Below are 19534 nucleotides of genomic sequence, written 5' to 3' on the forward strand. Positions count from 1 at the left end.
GTGTCATCTACTTGGTTCAGTTGTATGAAACCGGGTGTTTAACCACCACTGCCATGTATCAAAGTACGGTTTTCGCATTTATCGTGAAACGCTTTCGCGTTTTTCGTGCGCCGCTTCATTTGCATCATCCTCATAGCTCCAGTGATATGTCCCCCGGGTAAAATCAAAAGCAACGAATAACGGATCATCACTGTGATATTTAGGGCGTACAGGTTCAGGGATAGTTTTATAATAATTGTATAAGTGTAATTTATCTTCTTCTTTCAAATGAATGGTTCTATTTACTTTTGAGTCTTCAGGAATCGATAAAGTGTTATTTTCGAAATGAACATGTATCATTCGCAGAGAAACAAGCTCTTTTAAAGATAATCCATAATCCAGGAGTAATGTAACGATAGAAACATTCCGCTCTAAGATCATTGGGCGTGTTAATCGTTGTTTTTCTGTAAGGCCTTCTAGTGAAGAAATAACTTCTTTTAAGCGCCTCTCTTCCTGGAAAGAAACGAAATCCTCCCTACGTAATGCTCGATTAGGTGGATCTATATGAGTAGTCCCTTCAATTGGGCTTGGTAAATCTAAGTATTCGTACAGCCTATTTAAAACAATATATATACGATGTACAGTTTTATCGGAGTATTGACGATCGGCTTTTAAATAGTTAAAAAATGATTCGAAATCTTTTTTCTGTAGTGATTCCCAAATAGTTTCGTTAGTAAACCTTTTTGATTGCTGCAGCCATTGAATGAAACTTTCCACATCATAGATGTATCGTTTGATTGTAGAAGACTTTCTTCCTTTGTTTGATAAATAAGAAGAGAAGCCTTCTATTGTATGTTGGATCTCTTTTGAAGTCATGTTATATTTTTCACTCCTTATCCTCATACCTTTTGACTACCCTGTAAAATGTAGGACTTGTCATATTGCATTTCTTCATGGCATATAATGCTGTAATCTTTCCTTGTTTCCAATCGTTGTATGCATCGATAAATTCCTGAGTGATTTCTGTTTTCGGCCTACCCAAATGCTTACCCTTTTTCTTTGCAGCCTCAATACCTTCACGTTGACGAGTTTTAATTTTTGTTCGTTCTTCTTCAGCAAGCCAGGACAAGATTTGGAGTACCAAATCAGTAATAAGATTTCCTAAACTATCTTTATATTGAGTTGTATCTAAAAGTGGCATATCTAATACGACAATATGAGCTTGAATGTTTTGAGTAATATCTTTCCACTCCTCAAGGATAGCTTCTTTATTTCTGCCAAAACGATCTAGGGAATGAATATATAAAATATCATCTTTTCTTAACATACGTTTTACGAGTTGATATTGATCACGATTAAAATCTCTTCCACTTTGTTTGTCGATAAAAATATCTCGTTCGTCAGTGATGAGTTGTTTCATTGCTTCGAGCTGCCGATCTTCATTTTGGTCTTTACTACTAACCCTTATATATCCGAATTTTCTTGTATTCAAAATAAATAGACATCCTTTCAAAAGTGTTTCTAATGAAATTATATCAGAAATACTTCAAAAGGTGTCATTAATTATTTAGTGCTTCAAAAATATATTTTTTAACATTTTGAAGTAATAAATTGAGTGGGTTTTAATATACATCAAAAGGTTGTACCTTTTGAAACGCTTAAAAAGATAGCATACGGAGGCAATTAATAAGACTGGCTAGAAACATTTTTTGATTAATCATTTTCTGAACCAATAAAAAATAAGAGCACTATGAAAAGTGCTCTTTCAAACATTCGTATTTCCATTTATTGAATCTTAATAATAACTAACAAAAAGAAATTGGAGTTTGCTTACTGTTATATAAGATATAAAAAATTTATTGTTGCTTAAATCACTAAGAACATTCTTAGTGAAATTGTTGTTGACCACCTAATTGTTGATCTTGTTGCCCGCCCATCTGTTGGCCTTGAGATGCTTGAGATAACGAGTGTTGCAACTGTTGAATTTGATTTTTAAGACTAGTTAATTCTAGTGAAACTTCTAAATCAGCAACTTTACGTGCTACAGCTTCCACTTTTTTCTCAGTTCGTTTGTCCATTTTATATCCTCCTTTTGTACCCACATAATAGTGCGGAACATTTTTAATACTAACAAATAAAATTTAGTGAATAAGAAAGGCCATGAAAATATTGCTCGCAACGCAAATAGGACAAGCTAACCGCTTGTCCTAAAGAGAGCAAAATATCAACATGACTCGTATTGGTAAAGGGATTCATTAATAGTATGAGTCAAATCAAAAAAGATATGCAAATATGACAGGCAAAGAATCTTTGCCTGTATGTGGGGTTAATGAGTCAGTCAATTGTAATAAGTCGCTTTCTCATTACAAAAAGAGTGAAGTCAATAATTAAAAGGATTTAAAAATAGGGTGTGTTGTTTTTCTGAAAATATGTAAAACAAACTAGTATTCATCTTTTCAAACAATACATGGTACTGCTAAACATATCTTTTCTTCTAACTGCTGTTAAACATACTAATATCCAAGATATTTCTTTTAACAAAACAATTATCATATTAATACTTGCTGGAATCCCAAAACATAATAATAGTTTTAATAAATCCAAATCCATACAAATATGCAAGATTATGTACTATGATTTATCAAAGGTGTCGTAAGCAGTGTCTCTAGTTCACAAAAATTATTTTTCTATATATACTTATAATCCAGGTAACAAAAGAATTAAATAAATATGTAGTATTATCAATAGCCATACTGGTTAAGATTCCTATAAAAGCACTTCCTATTATATCAAATGGATAATGATGTCCTAGCCAAATACGTGAGAAACCTGTCAAAATTGCTAAAAACCACATAATTGAGCCAAATAAGCGTTCGCGAAGTAAGACAGAGGTCGATAAGGCAAATGCTAAGGCTGTATGTTTACTAGGAAATGAAGAATTATTCTTTGATGGGATAAGTAAACGCACACGATGTATAACAAACGGACGAGGCTTAAAATAAAACAGCTGGATGAAACGGTTTATACATAATGAGAACCCAACTGATACCCCAGCAAATAAAATAATTTTTTTGGAGGAATTTCCTCTAAACCACATTAAGGCTAATAAAAAAACGTACAGGAATCGAGTCTTTTGTGAAATAAATATCATAAATGTATCCAAAGTTGAATTACGACCCGCTAGACGATTGATAGCCCTAAACATTTTGTAATTCATGCAGATGTTCTCCTTTATTTTTGAAATGTTATATACATATTATCCCCTCCCGAAAGAGAAATATGTAGTATGCAGATCCTTTCTTATTATTCTACTCATTAAAAAGCTGTTCGTAAGTATAAAACAAGGTTAACAATTCTAAGTACTCTGTATACGAATTGTGGTTTTCCAAATACTTTAAGTAAAAAAACTTTCAATAGGAGTGAAAAAAGTGATAAGAAACAAATGTGCAGTGATTCATCTATTTTTATTATTGGTTGTTATCGCTGTTTTTATATGGTCTGTTATTAACCCTGCAAAATACTCGACATGGGCAGCAGAAGCTATTCCTGCTATTTTCAGTTTATTCATTGTAATTACAACGTACAATAAGTTTCGTCTGACCACTCTCTCTTATATGGTTATTACAATATTATCCATTACAATGTTTGTCGGTGGTCATTACACATACTCAGAGGTGCCTCTTTTTAATTGGATACAAGATATTTTTGATTTAAAACGAAATCACTACGATCGATTTGGACATCTGATAAAAGGTTTATTTATCATTGTGATAAGAGAAATCTTATTACGGAAAACTCAACTTACCGAAGGCCCTTGGTTAATTACGATTAGTATAAGTATTTCACTTGCTATTGCTGCATTATACGAAATCATCGAATGGTTAGCTTTTAAAATAGCAAAGGGAGGAAAAGGGGCAAAAGACTTTTTAGGTATGCAAGGCGATATATGGGATGCACAGTGGGATATGTCACTTGCCTTAGTTGGCTCGATTCTTGCGTTACTCACCCTTTCGACATTACATAACCGGCTATTAAAAAAGAATTTATAAAATTCCAATCCAATAATATATAGCTTTTCATGTCACTTTTGAATTTTACATATTTCAACAAAATACTCAGGTAACATTAAGGGTTCCAATTTAAAAATCAAGAATTATTAGTATAAGTTGGTATCATAAATTTCTATAAAATATCGCATTATAAATAATGTGGAAATGAACCTAGTGTTTCTTTTTATAATTTTTTATAGGGGGGACAAAATTGAATATATTTAACTTTTTGATGTCATCATTGAATTATGGGAAAATAATCCAACGAATACTTGGATTATTCGGAAATAAAAAGAAGAACAATAAAGGATGGATTTGGGCTTCTTTACTAGGATTAGGAACAGTTTTAGGGGTATTGGCAACACGTAATTCAAGTATGATGAAACCTATAAAACATACGTTCCAAGGTTTTCAAAATAAAACAAGATCATTTATTCCATCCAAAGTAAATTTAGCAAATATGGAATTTGCTGATGAAATTACGCCTAACAACCAAGAGAGACATAGTAACCAAACTAATAATCCCCACCATTACAAGACAAAAATCCCATCAAAACAACAGTAAATAGATAGCCGGTTCTTTACTCCTACAGGGAACCGGTACATTTATGTCTAAATGTACAATCTTCTTTTTGAAATGGTGATACCTAATAAATCTTTAAAGTAATCATTGATTTATATAAAAACTGCAAATTATCATTATATATTTTTATATCTTTTGCAAAAATGAGGATACTACATTATGAACAAATTTTTAAAGTTTAGCTTGATAGGAATAATAAATACACTTATCACAATGATTAGCTACATAATTTTGGTTGAATTTGGTGTTAATTACCTTGTCGCTAACTGTTTTGCTTATTTAATTGGTATTATTAACAGTTATTATTGGAATAAAAATTGGGTTTTTGAATTCAAAAATAAAGAGATATCATTATTTTTGAAATTCCTAACTGTAAATTTAATTGTATTAATTTTTAACACAATTATCTTATTCATATTAGTTGATAAACTTTTTATCAATAAGTTTATCTCACAACTTTTTTCTATCAGTGTTGGCATGATAATGAATTTTTCTCTTCATAAACTTTGGACATTCAACAAACAAAATCATTTGCAATAATTCAACCAATCCCTACTACAAGGAGGATAAAAGCTTGGAGAAACTTATTTCAATTATCGTTCCTATGTATTTTGAAGAAGAAGTAGCACAAGAATGCTATAATTGTTTAAAATCTGTTATGCTACAAAATAATATTAATTATGAATTTATCTTTGTAAATGATGGTAGTACCGATCGGACGATGGAAATTTTAAAAGGTATTTCAGCCGAAGATTCTCGTGCTAAAATCATAAACTTTGCTCGTAATTTTGGACATCAAATAGCTGTAACAGCAGGAATTGATGTTGCTAAAGGTGATGCTATGGTCATCATTGATGCTGATTTACAGGATCCACCTGAAGTCATCCCAGAACTTATCGCGAAATGGGAAGAAGGTTATGAGGTTGTTTACGCAAAAAGAAAACGGCGTGAGGGTGAAACTTGGTTTAAACTTGTAACAGCTAAATATTTCTACCGCTTCTTAAATGTCATGTCTGATATTAATATTCCTAAAGACGCAGGTGACTTCCGCCTTATTGATTGTAAAGTAGCAGATGTATTCAAACAAATGACAGAACGAAATCGTTTCGTACGTGGAATGATGTCTTGGATTGGATTCCGCCAAACATATATCGAATACGTAAGAAATGAACGTTTTGCGGGTGAAACAAAATATCCCTTAAAGAAAATGCTGAGATTTGCCTCAGATGGTATTATTGCATTTTCTACAAAGCCATTAAGAATGGTTATGACTTTAGGTTTAATTTCTGTACTAATTTCTATTGCAGTTTTAATATACTCAGTTATTGTTAAACTTATTGGACAAGACATTCAAACTGGATGGGCTTCTCTTATGGTTGCTATCACCTTCTTCAGTGGCGTGCAACTTCTTGGTCTTGGTATTGTCAGTCAATATATCGCTCGTATTTATGACGAAAGTAAGAATCGACCAATCTATGTTGTAAAAGAGACTGTCAATATAGAAGAGGATATAGCTGTAGACGATAAAGACAAATTGAATAAATCTTAAATGTACTAAAAAGAATTGTAGCACGTGTATTTCACCGCCATAATTCTTTTCTTTATATAGACTAAATAACGACTGTAATCTAGTCTTTGAGCCACTTAACTGGTAAGGCTTTTCTTTTTTATAAAACTAATCAAAATTAAAAAATAAAAACATTTTCATTCGATATTCCCCTCTCTTTCACACTTAAGTTTATACAAGAAGTTGCTTAGTTACAAAAAATCACAACCCCTTATTAACCCATGGATAATTTCTGTCGTTTGGGAGATTTTATAAATAAGCTTTTTTAAAATTTCTTGAGGTGCATTCAATGTTTTTAAACCAGAATAACAAAGAAATAAAGTTACTTGTTTTTGCAGCAATCATACTCATTCTTTATTTGTCTCCTTTATTTATTCTTGGAGAAAATGCGCATATTCGCGTTCATGATAATCTTGATTCCAATTTGTCCTGGTATAAGGTTTTGGCAAGGAGCGGAGAGATAATAGGTCCAATTGATGCTACCATTCCACAGGTGATAAACAATCAATTGTCAAGAAACGCATTTAGTACGGAATTTAGTGGTATCGTTTGGTTGTATGCTTTTTTTCCAAATATGGTTGCGTATGCATTAAGTCAAACGATTACAAGAGTGGTTGCGTTTATAGGGATGTATGTTCTTTTAAAACAACATTTTTTACCTAGAGAGGAATGGAGGGTCATTGCAGTAGGAGTTTCATTAGCTTTTGCTCTTACTCCTTTCTGGCCTTCAGGGATGCTTAGTACTCTCGGAATGCCTCTTGCACTTTGGGCATTTTTAAATATTCGAAAAGGAGAAAGGTCGTGGAAGAACTATTTCGTACTCACTCTTATTCCTCTATATTCGAGTATTGTTTTAGGTTTTTTCTTTTTTTTAAGCGGAATGGGAGTCCTTTGGTTAGTGGACTTAGTAATAAAAAAAGAATGGAACTTTCGTTTTCTTTTTTCAATTATTTATATGACGCTCATTTACATGATTGTAGAATATCGCTTAGTATCTTCCTTCTTTTTATCTACTGCACCTAACAGTAGAGATGAATATTTTCATGCAAGATTATCGTTATGGCGGTCTCTCCGCCTCACATTGAAAAATTTCCTTTTCGGACATACCCATGTCATGACAGTCCATACATTTGTTATTTTACCTGTCATACTTATTGCGTTGTATTTTATCATTACTAAGAAACAATGGAAGCAAGAAAAAGTCTTTGTTTTTTTGTTTTGGTTTAACATAGCGTTGTCAATTTGGTATGCTTTTTGGTTTTATAAAGGTTGGCTTCCATTAACAAAACGTTTTCACATTTTAGATACATTTAATTTTGCACGTTATCATTTTTTACGCCCGTTAGTTATCTATGTTTTATTCGCTCTTGGATTAAAAGTTTTATGGTTACAAGGGAAAATATGGAGACACGCTGTAACAGGCTTTGTGATAGCTCAAATTATTTTGTTAAGCTTTTTTAATGAAGAACTTATTTTTCAAAATAAACCTTCAGTAAAGGAATTTTTTGCAGAAGAACAATTCCAGGAGATAAAAGAGTATATCGATTTACCTTTGGAACAGTACCGTGTCGCTAGTATTGGTTTACATCCTGCTATCGCTCAGTACAATGGATTCTACACACTTGATACATATAATAATTTTTATCCTCTATCATATAAATATGAATTTCGAAAAATAATCGAGAAGGAACTAGCGAAGAATAAAACGATTCGTACGTATTTTGACGAATGGGGTGGCCGTTGTTATATTTTCACCGATGAACTTGGAAAACACTATATGTTTACAAAAAAATCAAACAAACGCTTAAGAAATGTAGAATTAAATATAGAACACTTCAAAAAAATGGATGGTCGTTACATTTTTTCTGCTGTTCCAATTGAAAATGCAGCAGAGAACAATTTATCTCTTGAAAAAATATTTAAATCAAACACATCCGCTTGGAAAATTCATTTATATAAAGCAATATAGATACTTGAAATAGATTGCCTCTCTCGATGTAAATCCCCATAGCCAATAAGCTATTTTTTCATAATGTCCCCAAAAACAACAAAGATGTTTTGGGGATGTTTCATTTCACTAGATTGATAAGCTTGTGGCGGTACCCTAAATAACATACCAAAATACACTTAATTTGGTAATAAACATCAGTTTCATTTGAACTAAACTAGCTTGGGTTCCGTACATAAGAAAATATTGTATCATAATATAACTTAATACCTTAATAATCAAAAAATAACATATAAACCAAGCGTATTTATTGTTAATTATTTAACTTCTAGTATCCTAAAAATTAACATGATTACAGTAAAACAAACGATATAAACGACTAACTGAATAACAATAAGCAATATAAAACTGATAGGTTATTCGATAGAATTTTCATACCAATCACCACATGCTCCACAAATTCTTCAGCCACAATAGTTTTGCTTTATTTAATACCTATTTTAAATTTAAAGGTTTCAATTTTATCGACTGCCTTGTTATATCCTCCAGCATTTTTTAAAGATTCTCCAATGCTATGGCTATTTTTTTTATAAATATCATTTGATAACACATGCATCGCTGTATTACGTAATATCTCCGGAGTAAGGAATTTACGATTTAACTGAACTCCGGCTTCTAATTCTTCTATTCTTTGAGCAATTATAGGCTGATCTCCCATAACAGGAATAACTAGCATAGGAACACCAAAATATAAGCTTTCACTGGAACTATTCATTCCCCCATGTGTAATAAATAGATCAGTATGTTGTAGAATGTCTAATTGAGGAACGTAATTATATAGCTTAAAATTAGAAGGAATATTATTTAATTGACTAATATCATTTTGCTTCCCTACAGCTAATATGACAGTAACCGAGCTATTTCGAAATGCTTCAAAACATGTGTGATAAAAATCGGATTGTTGGTTAAATACTGTTCCCATAAGAAATAAAAATCAGCTTGTTTCCCTTTTCCTGTTCTAAGGAAAAGAATCTACATCTTTACGCTGTGCAATAGAGGGCCCAACAAATATATAAGAATCATCAAATTCTTCGACATTTGGTTGATATAATTTTGATGTGTATACAATTGTAATATCCCCTGGGCATGTCATCAAATTTTGTTTTTCATTAAGAGTAATTCCATAAATATCTTCCCATTTTTTAAAAATACGCATAACTTTCTGATATAATGGAGATTTTTTATTCTCTTCTTCATGATCCTTCATAAGAGCAGATGCTATTTTTTTAGTAATGGCAAATGTTGTACATGAAGAAATTTTAGGAATTTTTCAGTACTTCAGCTATAATCCATCCAACAGCGAAATTATTATCATATATAACATAATCGTTTTTTTCTTGTTTTACTTCTTCTAAAATTATCCCTATTATTTTATCCATGGATTTCACCATGTATAATAATAGTTCTTGAGGATTTATTTGCCCATTCATTCTTTTTACCATGTCTATTTGTGATATAAAATTTTCATATGGTCGAAACAATGCTCCTGTATTCTCTATTTTACTTCTATACTCTTCTACGCAATAATAAATAACTTCCTCGCCTCTTTTTATTCGTTCTTCAACAACTGCAATTGTCGGATTAATATGTCCTTCTCCTGGAAAATTAAACATTAGAACTTTTGCCATATTATTGTTCCTCCCCTAAAGTTTAAATAACTATTCTATTATTACTAATATCAATCACGTACTGATACTTGAAGTAAAGGTAAAGATTTTCTCCTTTCATTTTAATGAAATCACTTGTGCTATTAAATGGAAAAAACAATTAAGAAACAAAGTAGATATAAAAAATCACATAATTCCCTCTCTCTATTTCTCTCATGTATAATAAAAAATAACTAAGAGTAGAAAGGGCTGAATTATGCGCAGATATCAATATTTTTAATCTACCCATCACCAATATAATGGAGGTAAAAGTATTGATTACAGAATTATACACACAAAGATTACATTTAAGAAAAACAGAAGAATCCCAAACAATTAATCAAGGGGAAAATAATGATATTCAAAAAGTAACTCAAGAATTAATACAATTGCTAAAAGAAACATCTATAGAGAACCCAGATGTTAAAGAGGATGCTTTAGATTTTGTTGAAGAAATAGCACAAAATGTAGAACAAGGTGAAACTGTAAAACCCTCTCTTCTTAGACGAGCAAAAGCGGCTTTAACTGACATTAACTCAATGGTTGATGATGGCTCCCAAGTTGCAACTAAGATTGATCAATTCATTAGTTTAATGAGTGGATTTATTTCATAATTATAGTTTATTAAAAAATTCTTTTGTATTACTAAGAATCTAAAAAACGGTTCTAGTACAAACATGTATAATTTTAAAAAGCATCCATTATGGGTGCTTTTTTCTTTGTTATGAAATAAGTATCCAAATTTAAATATCACTTTTCAGGAAGATTCATCTTTAAAAAGTAAAACTAAGTTTAAATCTTTTTATAATTTGTAAAACCCGTCGTTAAATAACCAAATAAAACCCCAGTGATAGCAGTATGTGTACTTGTTATCACTAGGTTCTACGAGTTTAACATTTTGTATGTTTTGTAAAGCTTATATTTCATTCACATTGGATATGCTACAATAGGTAGAAATACAATATTAAATCGTATTACATCAAAAATCACATTAAGATACATAGGAATCAATAAGATAAATAGAGAATATACCCAATTCATTTTGCACCTAATTAGGTTATCAAATATACTCATCAAGGGGTCCTACTAAATGAAAAATTTATCTCTATATAGTTATTCAATGAAATAATTTTTTTGTTATGCAAAGTAAGAAAAATGTATAATGGCGGTTTAAAGATAAAATATATAGGAGTTGAATAGTAAATGAAAGATATTTATGAATTATTGCTACAAGTTTATCCGCTTGTCACAGAAGTAGAAGAAAAACCATGCACTGAATATGAAAAGTTAAAAATTAAAGAATCATTAAAAAAGTTACTTTTAGAAAGAGAAAAATGAATAAATCTTACTAATAAATTAAATAAAAAAGAAAATAAGGATCTGATTGACTTAAGTAATTAGGTTTTCTAAAATCACAAAGATTTTATCCGCCAAATGTTTAGACTAAAAAATATTTTTTCTAGAAATCTATTACTATCTATACTCTTCTCCTTAAATATAAATCATAATAGCCTTACACGAGAAATTTTTAGAATATTGTTGTTTTTTGGAATGCTTATGGTATAATTATCCATGTAATATATTAACAAAAAGAGAGGGAGATATGCATGAAGAAAAAAGCGATTACATTTGCTTTATTGGGATTACTAGCAGTAGGTTCTGTTGTACCAATAACAGCAAAAGCTGCAGAAACATGGGATTATGGATATAATCAATCAAAAATGCAGTGGTATAACCATTATTTACATTCTTCGTTAAAACACTATGGTACAATTACCAAAAACGGTGTAACTTACTATGGACCAGTTGCAAATCCTGGAGGTTGGTCAATGTTAAATTTAGATTTTAACGGACCATACGCTGTTAGTTATAATAAGCACGTTCTATAATACTAGTTGCAAAAAGGGATTTATATATATTAATAAATCCCTTTTTGCTTTGAAAAGGTGATAAATATTATGATTGAAATAATAAATATGTGCAAGGCATTTAATAGAAAAACTATTTTTAAAGATTTTAGCTTAGAAGTAAAATCAGGCGAGTTCATTGGTATCGTCGGAAAAAGTGGTCAGGGGAAAACGACTCTTTTAAATATAATGGGTACTTTAGAAGAAGCTGATTCAGGTATTGTAAAAATAATGGGTAAAGAAATACATAAAAGAAAAATAAAACGACTTTTACTTGAGAGATCACTTAGGTTTTATCTTTCAAAACTACGCTTTAATAGATAACGCAACAGTAAATGAAAATTTAGAAATTGCTCTCAAACATAAAAAATTGAAGAAAAAACAAAAACATGATGCTATATCTTTAGTATTAAAAGAAGTAGGTCTTGTTGATTATGAAAAGGAAATAGTACATACCCTGAGTGGTGGAGAACAGCAACGTGTTGCAATCGCTAGATTGCTACTTAAAGATCCTTCTTTAATTTTAGCAGATGAACCAACTGGATCATTGGATAGTGAGAACCGAGATATTATTGTATCCTTGTTTCAGAAATTACATAAACAGGGAAAAACAATTATTATGGTGACTCATGACAAAGATTTAACTAAATTCTTTTCAAGAACAATAGAATTATAAGGGAGGAATGGTTATGAAAAAATTAATTTTTCTTCTCTTTATAACCACTTTTATAGTTATAAGTTTTTTATCTATAAAACAATTTGAATATATTCAATTTCAATCTTTTAATAATGATAGTACAGGTGAAAAATGGAATCTAATTGTGGAAAATGGGGATTCTCAAAAAAGCAAATTTGAAAATTTTCGTTTATTAGAAAAGATGGCAAAACAGGCGAACGTAAACTTCCAAAAGAATATCTTATGAAAAGGATAAAAATAACAAAGATAAGACAGTATATTATGTGGCCTTTTTTGAAAATGATAAATACTTTGAGGGATTAAAATTAAAGGCTGGTAAATTTTTAAATATAAATAGCGATCAAAATGATTTTATGTCAACTATCAAAACTCATAACAATCATCAAGTAGGTCAACTTGAAATTTTTCATAGTTTTGACCCAATAGAAATTCGTCCAATGATTGCCGCTGAAAAAACAAAGGACATCAAAGGTACATATACTTTAAATGGAAAAGAAAACGCAGAAAAATTAAAAGATCTAGCATCTGAATATGGATTTATTGTAAAAATTTCAAAAGAGGAAGCTCAAAGTTCAATTACCCAATATCCTTATCAAGATATGATGTACAAAGCATCATTAATATTATGCTTATTAATAGCACTTGCAATGTTATATGATGTAATTAATAACTATAAAGAAATAGCAGTTAGATATTTATTAGGATATAATTTCTGGCAAATAGGGGCTTTTTTATTTAGGAAGTATATTATAGTTTTCCTAAGTTCATTATCTATAGGAATTTCAGGGCTATTAGTATACTTATATTTTTATAACGGGTTCCAACAATTGTTCCCTTTTCTATATTTTTGGTTAAACAATACAACTCCATTAATTTTAATTATCTTACTAATATTTATCGTTACATGGTTAGGGACCAAAACCATAAATATTTCTCAAATGATTAAAAATAAAAAACCTATAAAACCATTGTTTTATATAAATATTATTATTCGGTTTGTATTAGCTATTTTTCTTACATTGGGATTACAACAAGGAATTAGTTCTTTTCTTGGACTTAAAAGTACTGTGGATAAAGAAAAAAAATGGTCTCTATTAAAAGACTACTCTTATTTAGGAGTAATCTCAGAATCTGAACCAGGACTATTAAAGTCTCAAAATGAGGAAGAAAAGCGACAGTTTCAATTATTATATACAGAACTAGAGTCACAGGGAGCTTTTTATATTTCTCCATCTGCTTACTATATGGATAGTTCTGAAATTCCTATAGGCCCAAACCCTTGGGGAATGGATGGAAAGAAAGTTGAAATTAACAAAAATTATCTATCTGTAAATCCGATTATTGGAGTTGATAATAAACGGGTGGAAATTTCAGATGACCCTAATTCTAATGAAATAACTGTCATTGTACCAAAAAAATTTAAGAAATACGAAAATGATATTAAAAGTACTATAGCAAAAGATTATATAGGTATATATAATGAAACAGATTCTATCCCTCCCAAAGTGAATATTTTATATGTTAAAAATAATCAATCTTACTTTACCTTCTCTACAAATATGGCAGAAAAGAATAACTATGAAATAACTGATCCAATTGCTATAATAGTAAATAGTAAATTTGATCCACGCATTTTGGCAACTAGCATTTCTATGGGATATGGTTATTATACTAAAAATAGCGATCGTGAAAATCCTTTCAAAGTAACACAAGATACTTTAAAGAAGCATAATTTTGATAAGGTTTGGCAACCTATTTCTGTAGCTTATTCTAATGTGGAATTAAAGATAGCAAATAACAAAGAATTGCTAACAATTAGCCACAATTTATTGTAGTCTATTTGTAATCTTGGCAGCTGTTTTACTATTTTTCTCTTCTATGTATTATTTAGAAATGAACAAAAAGTCATTAGCATTACAATGGATTTTTGGTTATAACTTTTTCGAGAAACATTATCTCGCTTACTTGGTAATATTGGTATTTTGGAATTTTACGTTTGCGATTTGCTTTTTTAATACAAGTAACACTTTATTACTTGTAAAAACAATCATAGGACTTACAATTTTCGACATAATATTAATCAGTATTATTTTAAGCATAAAAGAATATAATATTACGAAACAGATACTTATAGAAAAATAATGTTGAAAAAGGAGATTAAATGGGTGAATAATAAAAAGATAACGGTTAGCTTTTTAATTATTATCCTCCTGCTATCTTTAGGAGCTTACTTTAATTTCTTCTTTTTAAGAAAAAGAAGAAGTAACTAATACAAATAATGAAAAAAGTTATCAACAAGAAAAAAGTTCAAATACAAGCTCGATTCCAGTTAAAGAAAATAAATACTATGTTGTTTACATTAAACAAAAAAATGGCAATGGTTCATCCTTTGTTCCTGTAAAGCTCAATCCTGGTTTTAAAAATGACGCTGATTTTAATGTAAGTATTTCATTTGATGATTATGGAAATATCATAAACGATAACAAAATTATTGTGATTGATAATTTTGTTATTTCAAAGGAAAACAAAGAAATGATTAAAAAAATAGCAGGAATAAATGAATATAATGAAGCCCTGCAAGAAATTGAAGATCGAGTAAATGAGACTAAAAACAATCTAAAAAAAGAAGGACATATTTAAATAAAGAGAGTCCATCAAACTCGTATATATGGCTATATATACGAGTATACTTAGTATAATAAAACATAATCTATTAATTACTTATATTTGTAAAACAGGCCCTTACGCTAAAGTACATAAGGACCTGTTTTTTTATGGGAATGGTGAAATTATAAAAAGTTATTCATCAGTAAATATTAATGTTAAGCCAAGATAATATTTAAAATTTGATACTAGTGTTGGTTTGAAATAATGATTGATGATTTTAAAAAAAGTCTGATCATTTATAAAAAAATTGATAATTAATAATAAGATCCCGATATAAATTAATTAGGTAGATCAAAAAGCGTTCGCTATTTTTATGGAAAATGAATAGTTAACATATTCTTTACTATTTAAGCAGAAAAACAAAAAAAACTTGTAGAAATCACTACAAGTTCTTTTTGTTTTAAAGCGAATACACAGGACACATAAATTATCTCATTATTCATAACGGGGAAACCATATTGATTACGGCTTGATTCCATTATATAACAAATATTGAAATCCTGAGTTTTAATGTTTGAAAATTATATGAATTAATAAATAAAGGCCACCCTTCCTCTAAAAATTTATCGCTACAAGTTATTCTTAATCCTTTTTCTTCATGAGAAGTAATTAATTTTTAAAATTTTTCTAATATTCGAAACCACTATTTGTAATTCAATCCACATTTTGTTGATACTATTACAGTTACAGGTATGTTAAAATCCATTTGAAACATTGCTTTTGGGAATACAATTGCTATTATAATCGCAATTTATTTTCTACAAACTGATTGGGTTGCAACCCAAATTGCGGCTTTATTCCGCAGTCCTTAACAAATTGTTAGGGACCTTTTTTATTTGTCCTTTCGTTGCAAAAAAATAAAATTTTCATTCTGGGGGTATCTTAAAATCTTAGCTTGATGGGCATGGGGTAGCACCATACATCCATCAACTTAAGAAAAGTAAACACCCCAAAAACAAAAAATGAGCTGACTTCTCAAAATAACTAACTGTAGAGAAAGAGAATTTTCATTTAGGGTGGTACTTTTATGCTAGAAAAAAGGCTTATAAAGTTGGTAGCTCAAAAATTAAATTAGGATACTCCGTAAGTATATGCTAGACTTGGTTTACCATTTGATTTACTGTTTTCATGTCCTTTACGAGTCGGAGGTTCTTTGTTTCACGGAAAAAAAGCAGACTCTCATAAAAGAGCCTGCCTTCCCTGGTTTGTAAAATTAAGAAGCTTTACGTACGTTTGAAGCTTGAGGTCCACGTTGACCTTGCTCCAAATCAAAAGTCACTGCTTGACCTTCTTCTAAAGTTTTATAACCTTCACCTTGAATCGCTGAGAAATGAACGAATACATCGTCTCCACCTTCACGTTCGATGAATCCGAAGCCTTTTTCGCCATTAAACCATTTTACATTACCTTTTTCCATTTGGATCGCCCCTAGTGTGTAAACACACACAATGTAATACTATCCTTGCTCTCAGTGATCATAAAGGTGAAAAGTTACAAATCCTTTCACACCGAAAGACAAAAATAATTCATTTTAATAATAACATTTTTTGTAATAAATGTAAAGCTGAAGAAAAGACAGCTACTATGTTTATGAAAATGTTAGAGCTAAAGTTTCATAAAATAATGACGGAATATGAGGAAATAAAGTAGGATCTCTCTTATTAACAAATCCTACTTTTTGGCTTCGGTTGTAAGAATCTTGATGTTTTTGTATCAGAATAGTATTGTGTATATCGAAAAAAAATAAAAGACAACTCCAATTAAGAGTTGTCTTTTTGTGTAATAAAATCCCCAAAATATGAAAATATACAAACGAATATAATACGCTATGGTTGATATTATAACAAAACCGATGAGTATTGAAAATAAAAAGAATGTAGTAATGATTTTTTAAGGTTTTAGTTAAAAAAGCCTCGAAAATAAACCTTTTATAAATGTTTCCTTTAAATATGATTATTGTATTTCGAGGGGTTCCTTATAAATCTTAGCTATATATTTTACAAAATCAATGACGGGATAGTATATGAGTGAACGGTGCTGCGTAAAATGAACCCCTGCTTTTTCCATTTTCGAAATTAGTTGTTCAACTTCCATCTCTTTTTGTTGTATTCTATCATAATTTTGATATACAATGTTTTTCCATTTATAGGAAGTAGCCGTGAAAATAACTCTCCCCTTTTACCCTGTGACTAAATATAATTTCTATTTTTTCTCTACGTTGTTTTTCCTTCATATGCGCTTCTGTTGACTGCATGTTTATCGCCTCTTCCCTTTTTTTGTTGTATAACAAAATTTGGTCTAACTCACCATACATAGCCAATGTACATTGTTCTAGTTGGGATTTGTCGTTTAAGGCTATCTCATCCACTTTATTTGGTTTTCAAGTGCTTCATGTACTCCAGAATATATTGGATTTACATCTAAATAAGTTGTTAATGTGTATAAAACACTATCTATCTTTATTATAAAATGATTCTTTATAAGCACGCACCTTTTTCAACACTCACCAAGATTTATAACATGACGAGTATCTTCATCCATGAATGTTATTCTGAATTCTACTGAGGTTAGTTTCTTTATTTAGGCTAACTAACATATTGTATGCCTGAAATATCTATTTTATAAAAAAAGAAAATAGATATAACGGTCCCCCTCTTAATAGAAAAAAATCCTATACAAAATATAGCGCTCTTAAAAAGGTTTTGTTAGAAGTTTTATTATGTTTGACTTAAAAAAAAAGGAACGTAATATTTATTTGTAGAAAATTTTAAGAGTAAAAATAGAATGACTATCTTGTGATAAGAAATGGGGGGACTTTTATGCTAACAAATGATTTAGATTTCCGATTAGAACCACGTTTAAAAGAACTGTATGTATAACATAAAAATTAGAGCGCAGAAGATAGACTGGGGTTATCATGAGTTTTTACCATGGGATAAGGGAATGGACTTTAAAAGAGTTCCTTGGGATGAAAGTCAAGTTACTCTTCCTTCTGGTGTAATTACAGCCATTGAAACAGCTTTATTAACAGAAGTGAATTTACCTTGGTTTACCACGTATTTATCTGCGACTTTTAAAGGGTCCCTCTCTGTTATTACAGACTTTATTCATACTTGGACATCAGAAGAGGATCAACATTCGAATCTATTGGAGACATATTTACTACTCACTCGAAGTGTGAATCCTAAACGAATACATGAATTAAGAAAGTCAGTCGTTGAGGGGGGATTTGAACCTGATTTTCATACACCAATTGAAGCTATGACGTATACGACGCTACAAGAACTTGCAACGATGGTGTTTTACAATAATGTAGCTAAGGTTGCAAGTAAGCACGATCTAGATCTTGCTACATTATTACGTCGTCTTGCCAAAGATGAGACTCTTCATTATGCTTTTTATCGAGACGTCATTCGAACACATTTGGAATTAGAACCTAATTATTGCTATCATATTGCCAATGTAATTAAGAATTTTAAAATGCCAGGTGCCGTCATGCCTGATTTTGAAAATAGAATGGCTGTAATTGCAAAAGAAGCGAACTATGGACCACTACAATATTTTGATCAAGTACTTGATGTAGTGATTGAGTATTGGGGGTTAAAAGCCTTACGACCAATTGCACCTCTAGCTGAAAAAGCAAGAATTGAGATTTTGGAGTACCACACAAGATTGAAAAAAATAAGGGATCGATTTGGTCGTTTTCAAGGGAAAAACTGATCTACGTTAATGAGTAGAGGTTTCAGAATATACGAGGGGAAATTCCCCTTCCCTTTATGGGAAATCTGACACACTCCCTATGTTTTTTGTGCTATTTTTATTCGATTTGATTTTTAAAGAAAAAGTAATTGACACCAAAAATAATTTTATGATATTATAAAATATTTGATTAAAAAACACATATATGTTAAGGTTAAGAAGGTTACCATATATGGAGGTGGATTATATGTTTCAAATTGGCGATAACATTGTTTATCCAATGCACGGAGCAGGTATAATTGAAGCCATAGAAGAAAAAGAATTCTCAGGAAAAAAACAACAGTATTTTGTCATAAAAATGTCGATCAGTAATATGCAAGTCATGATTCCTACGGGTAAAATAGTTAAATTCCGAATATACGCCCAGTTATTGATATACTTGCATTAAAGCACATTATACACATTTTTCACCATGAAGAATCCTGTAAATTACTGCCGTGGAAACAAAGGCATAAAGTGAACACGGACAAAGTAAAAACGGGTGAAATACAAAGAAGGTGCTGAAGTTGTACGGGATTTAATGCGTATGAAGAAAGAAAAAGCACTCAATACAAGCGAAAAAAAATTGTTGGATGATTGAAGCGGCGCACGAAAAACGCGAAAGCGTTTCACGATAAATGCGAAAACCGTACTTTGATACATGGCAGTGGTGGTTAAACACCCAGTTTTGCA

Annotated in this window: 18 protein-coding genes and 5 pseudogenes; 16 read left to right on the forward strand and 7 right to left on the reverse strand. The window is 30.5% G+C overall.

From position 1 onward, the window contains the following. Nucleotides 1-120: 120 nt before the first annotated feature. From AC0OM3_RS21785 to AC0OM3_RS21800, 4 genes and pseudogenes are all read right to left on the reverse strand, one after another. Nucleotides 121-855 (reverse strand): annotated as a pseudogene (locus AC0OM3_RS21785) (tyrosine-type recombinase/integrase); the annotation flags it as partial. Nucleotides 856-865: 10 nt separating this feature from the next. Then, the gene (locus AC0OM3_RS21790; protein WP_098207388.1) at nt 866-1471 is read right to left on the reverse strand and encodes a recombinase family protein; all 606 of its coding nucleotides are present in this window, start codon (nt 1469-1471) and stop codon (nt 866-868) included. Between the two features lie 394 nt (nt 1472-1865). Beyond that, nucleotides 1866-2057: a hypothetical protein gene (locus tag AC0OM3_RS21795; protein ID WP_474213027.1), complete on the reverse strand. Its 192-nt coding sequence runs from the start codon at nt 2055-2057 to the stop codon at nt 1866-1868. 587 nt (nt 2058-2644) lie between these two features. Further along, nucleotides 2645-3196: an undecaprenyl-diphosphatase gene (locus AC0OM3_RS21800; RefSeq protein ID WP_074594430.1), complete on the reverse strand. Its 552-nt coding sequence runs from the start codon at nt 3194-3196 to the stop codon at nt 2645-2647. 211 nt (nt 3197-3407) lie between these two features. On the opposite strand from AC0OM3_RS21800, the gene AC0OM3_RS21805 reads away from it, so the two are divergent. The 5 genes from AC0OM3_RS21805 (at nt 3408) to AC0OM3_RS21825 (ending at nt 8147) form a co-directional block, all read left to right on the forward strand. After that, on the forward strand, nt 3408-4028 hold the full coding sequence (locus AC0OM3_RS21805; RefSeq protein ID WP_474213029.1) for a DUF2238 domain-containing protein: 621 nt from the start codon (nt 3408-3410) through the stop codon (nt 4026-4028). A 232-nt stretch (nt 4029-4260) separates the two neighbouring features. Next, on the forward strand, nt 4261-4593 hold the full coding sequence (locus AC0OM3_RS21810; RefSeq protein WP_474213031.1) for a hypothetical protein: 333 nt from the start codon (nt 4261-4263) through the stop codon (nt 4591-4593). 177 nt (nt 4594-4770) lie between these two features. Then, the gene (locus tag AC0OM3_RS21815; RefSeq protein WP_074594435.1) at nt 4771-5151 is read left to right on the forward strand and encodes a GtrA family protein; all 381 of its coding nucleotides are present in this window, start codon (nt 4771-4773) and stop codon (nt 5149-5151) included. Between the two features lie 34 nt (nt 5152-5185). Then, entirely contained in the window at nt 5186-6160 is a 975-nt protein-coding gene (locus AC0OM3_RS21820; RefSeq protein WP_074594437.1) for a glycosyltransferase family 2 protein, read from the forward strand. Between the two features lie 307 nt (nt 6161-6467). Then, nucleotides 6468-8147 carry a DUF6044 family protein gene (locus AC0OM3_RS21825; RefSeq protein WP_474213034.1) on the forward strand — a complete coding sequence of 560 codons (1680 nt, stop codon included), beginning with the start codon at nt 6468-6470 and terminating at the stop codon, nt 8145-8147. Between the two features lie 463 nt (nt 8148-8610). On the opposite strand, the pseudogene AC0OM3_RS21830 reads toward AC0OM3_RS21825, so the two are convergent. Then, a pseudogene (locus tag AC0OM3_RS21830) lies at nt 8611-9814 on the reverse strand (macrolide family glycosyltransferase). A gap of 293 nt (nt 9815-10107) precedes the next feature. Here AC0OM3_RS21830 and AC0OM3_RS21835 point away from each other — a divergent pair. The 9 genes from AC0OM3_RS21835 (at nt 10108) to AC0OM3_RS21875 (ending at nt 15076) form a co-directional block, all read left to right on the forward strand. Next, complete coding sequence (locus AC0OM3_RS21835; protein WP_474213036.1) at nt 10108-10446, forward strand: hypothetical protein; 339 nt, start codon at nt 10108-10110, stop codon at nt 10444-10446. Between the two features lie 589 nt (nt 10447-11035). Next, on the forward strand, nt 11036-11170 hold the full coding sequence (locus AC0OM3_RS21840) for a hypothetical protein (protein WP_255446532.1): 135 nt from the start codon (nt 11036-11038) through the stop codon (nt 11168-11170). A gap of 269 nt (nt 11171-11439) precedes the next feature. After that, complete coding sequence (locus tag AC0OM3_RS21845; RefSeq protein ID WP_061884968.1) at nt 11440-11721, forward strand: lactococcin 972 family bacteriocin; 282 nt, start codon at nt 11440-11442, stop codon at nt 11719-11721. Between the two features lie 69 nt (nt 11722-11790). Then, complete coding sequence (locus AC0OM3_RS21850) at nt 11791-12063, forward strand: ATP-binding cassette domain-containing protein (RefSeq protein ID WP_474213038.1); 273 nt, start codon at nt 11791-11793, stop codon at nt 12061-12063. Next, nucleotides 12014-12415: an ATP-binding cassette domain-containing protein gene (locus AC0OM3_RS21855; protein ID WP_474213040.1), complete on the forward strand. Its 402-nt coding sequence runs from the start codon at nt 12014-12016 to the stop codon at nt 12413-12415. Before AC0OM3_RS21850 ends, AC0OM3_RS21855 begins: the two co-directional genes overlap by 50 nt. Nucleotides 12416-12428: 13 nt before the next feature. After that, a complete protein-coding gene (locus tag AC0OM3_RS21860) occupies nt 12429-12662 on the forward strand; it encodes a hypothetical protein (protein WP_474213042.1) in 234 nt (77 codons plus the stop codon). Nucleotides 12663-12699: 37 nt separating this feature from the next. After that, nucleotides 12700-14271, forward strand: coding sequence for an FtsX-like permease family protein (locus AC0OM3_RS21865; RefSeq protein WP_474213044.1), 1572 nt, complete (start codon nt 12700-12702; stop codon nt 14269-14271). Between the two features lie 13 nt (nt 14272-14284). Continuing rightward, nucleotides 14285-14578: a DUF1430 domain-containing protein gene (locus AC0OM3_RS21870; protein WP_474213046.1), complete on the forward strand. Its 294-nt coding sequence runs from the start codon at nt 14285-14287 to the stop codon at nt 14576-14578. Between the two features lie 351 nt (nt 14579-14929). Then, the gene (locus AC0OM3_RS21875) at nt 14930-15076 is read left to right on the forward strand and encodes a hypothetical protein (RefSeq protein ID WP_474213048.1); all 147 of its coding nucleotides are present in this window, start codon (nt 14930-14932) and stop codon (nt 15074-15076) included. 1240 nt (nt 15077-16316) lie between these two features. Here the strand turns inward: AC0OM3_RS21875 and AC0OM3_RS21880 are convergent. Beyond that, nucleotides 16317-16520 (reverse strand): cold-shock protein, encoded by a 204-nt coding sequence (locus tag AC0OM3_RS21880; RefSeq protein ID WP_000410775.1) that lies wholly within the window; start codon nt 16518-16520, stop codon nt 16317-16319. A gap of 536 nt (nt 16521-17056) precedes the next feature. Then, a pseudogene (locus AC0OM3_RS21885) lies at nt 17057-17357 on the reverse strand (hypothetical protein). A gap of 565 nt (nt 17358-17922) precedes the next feature. On the opposite strand from AC0OM3_RS21885, the pseudogene AC0OM3_RS21890 reads away from it, so the two are divergent. Both AC0OM3_RS21890 and AC0OM3_RS21895 read left to right on the forward strand, forming a co-directional pair. Then, nucleotides 17923-18823: pseudogene (locus AC0OM3_RS21890) on the forward strand (acyl-ACP desaturase). Nucleotides 18824-19049: 226 nt separating this feature from the next. Further along, a pseudogene (locus tag AC0OM3_RS21895) lies at nt 19050-19442 on the forward strand (CarD family transcriptional regulator). The last annotated feature ends 92 nt before the right edge of the window (nt 19443-19534 follow it).

It is taken from the genome of Bacillus sp. FAU20 (genome assembly GCF_056033865.1).

Bases quoted from the DNA above. Each gene is read 5' to 3' on its own strand.
- AC0OM3_RS21850 (WP_474213038.1), top strand. From the start codon at position 11,791: ATGATTGAAATAATAAATATGTGCAAGGCATTTAATAGAAAAACTATT.
- AC0OM3_RS21810 (WP_474213031.1), top strand. From the start codon at position 4,261: ATGTCATCATTGAATTATGGGAAAATAATCCAACGAATACTTGGATTA.
- AC0OM3_RS21860 (WP_474213042.1), top strand. From the start codon at position 12,429: ATGAAAAAATTAATTTTTCTTCTCTTTATAACCACTTTTATAGTTATA.
- AC0OM3_RS21815 (WP_074594435.1), top strand. From the start codon at position 4,771: ATGAACAAATTTTTAAAGTTTAGCTTGATAGGAATAATAAATACACTT.
- AC0OM3_RS21840 (WP_255446532.1), top strand. From the start codon at position 11,036: ATGAAAGATATTTATGAATTATTGCTACAAGTTTATCCGCTTGTCACA.
- AC0OM3_RS21845 (WP_061884968.1), top strand. From the start codon at position 11,440: ATGAAGAAAAAAGCGATTACATTTGCTTTATTGGGATTACTAGCAGTA.
- AC0OM3_RS21825 (WP_474213034.1), top strand. From the start codon at position 6,468: ATGTTTTTAAACCAGAATAACAAAGAAATAAAGTTACTTGTTTTTGCA.
- AC0OM3_RS21800 (WP_074594430.1), bottom strand. From the start codon at position 3,196: ATGAATTACAAAATGTTTAGGGCTATCAATCGTCTAGCGGGTCGTAAT.
- AC0OM3_RS21795 (WP_474213027.1), bottom strand. From the start codon at position 2,057: ATGGACAAACGAACTGAGAAAAAAGTGGAAGCTGTAGCACGTAAAGTT.
- AC0OM3_RS21880 (WP_000410775.1), bottom strand. From the start codon at position 16,520: ATGGAAAAAGGTAATGTAAAATGGTTTAATGGCGAAAAAGGCTTCGGA.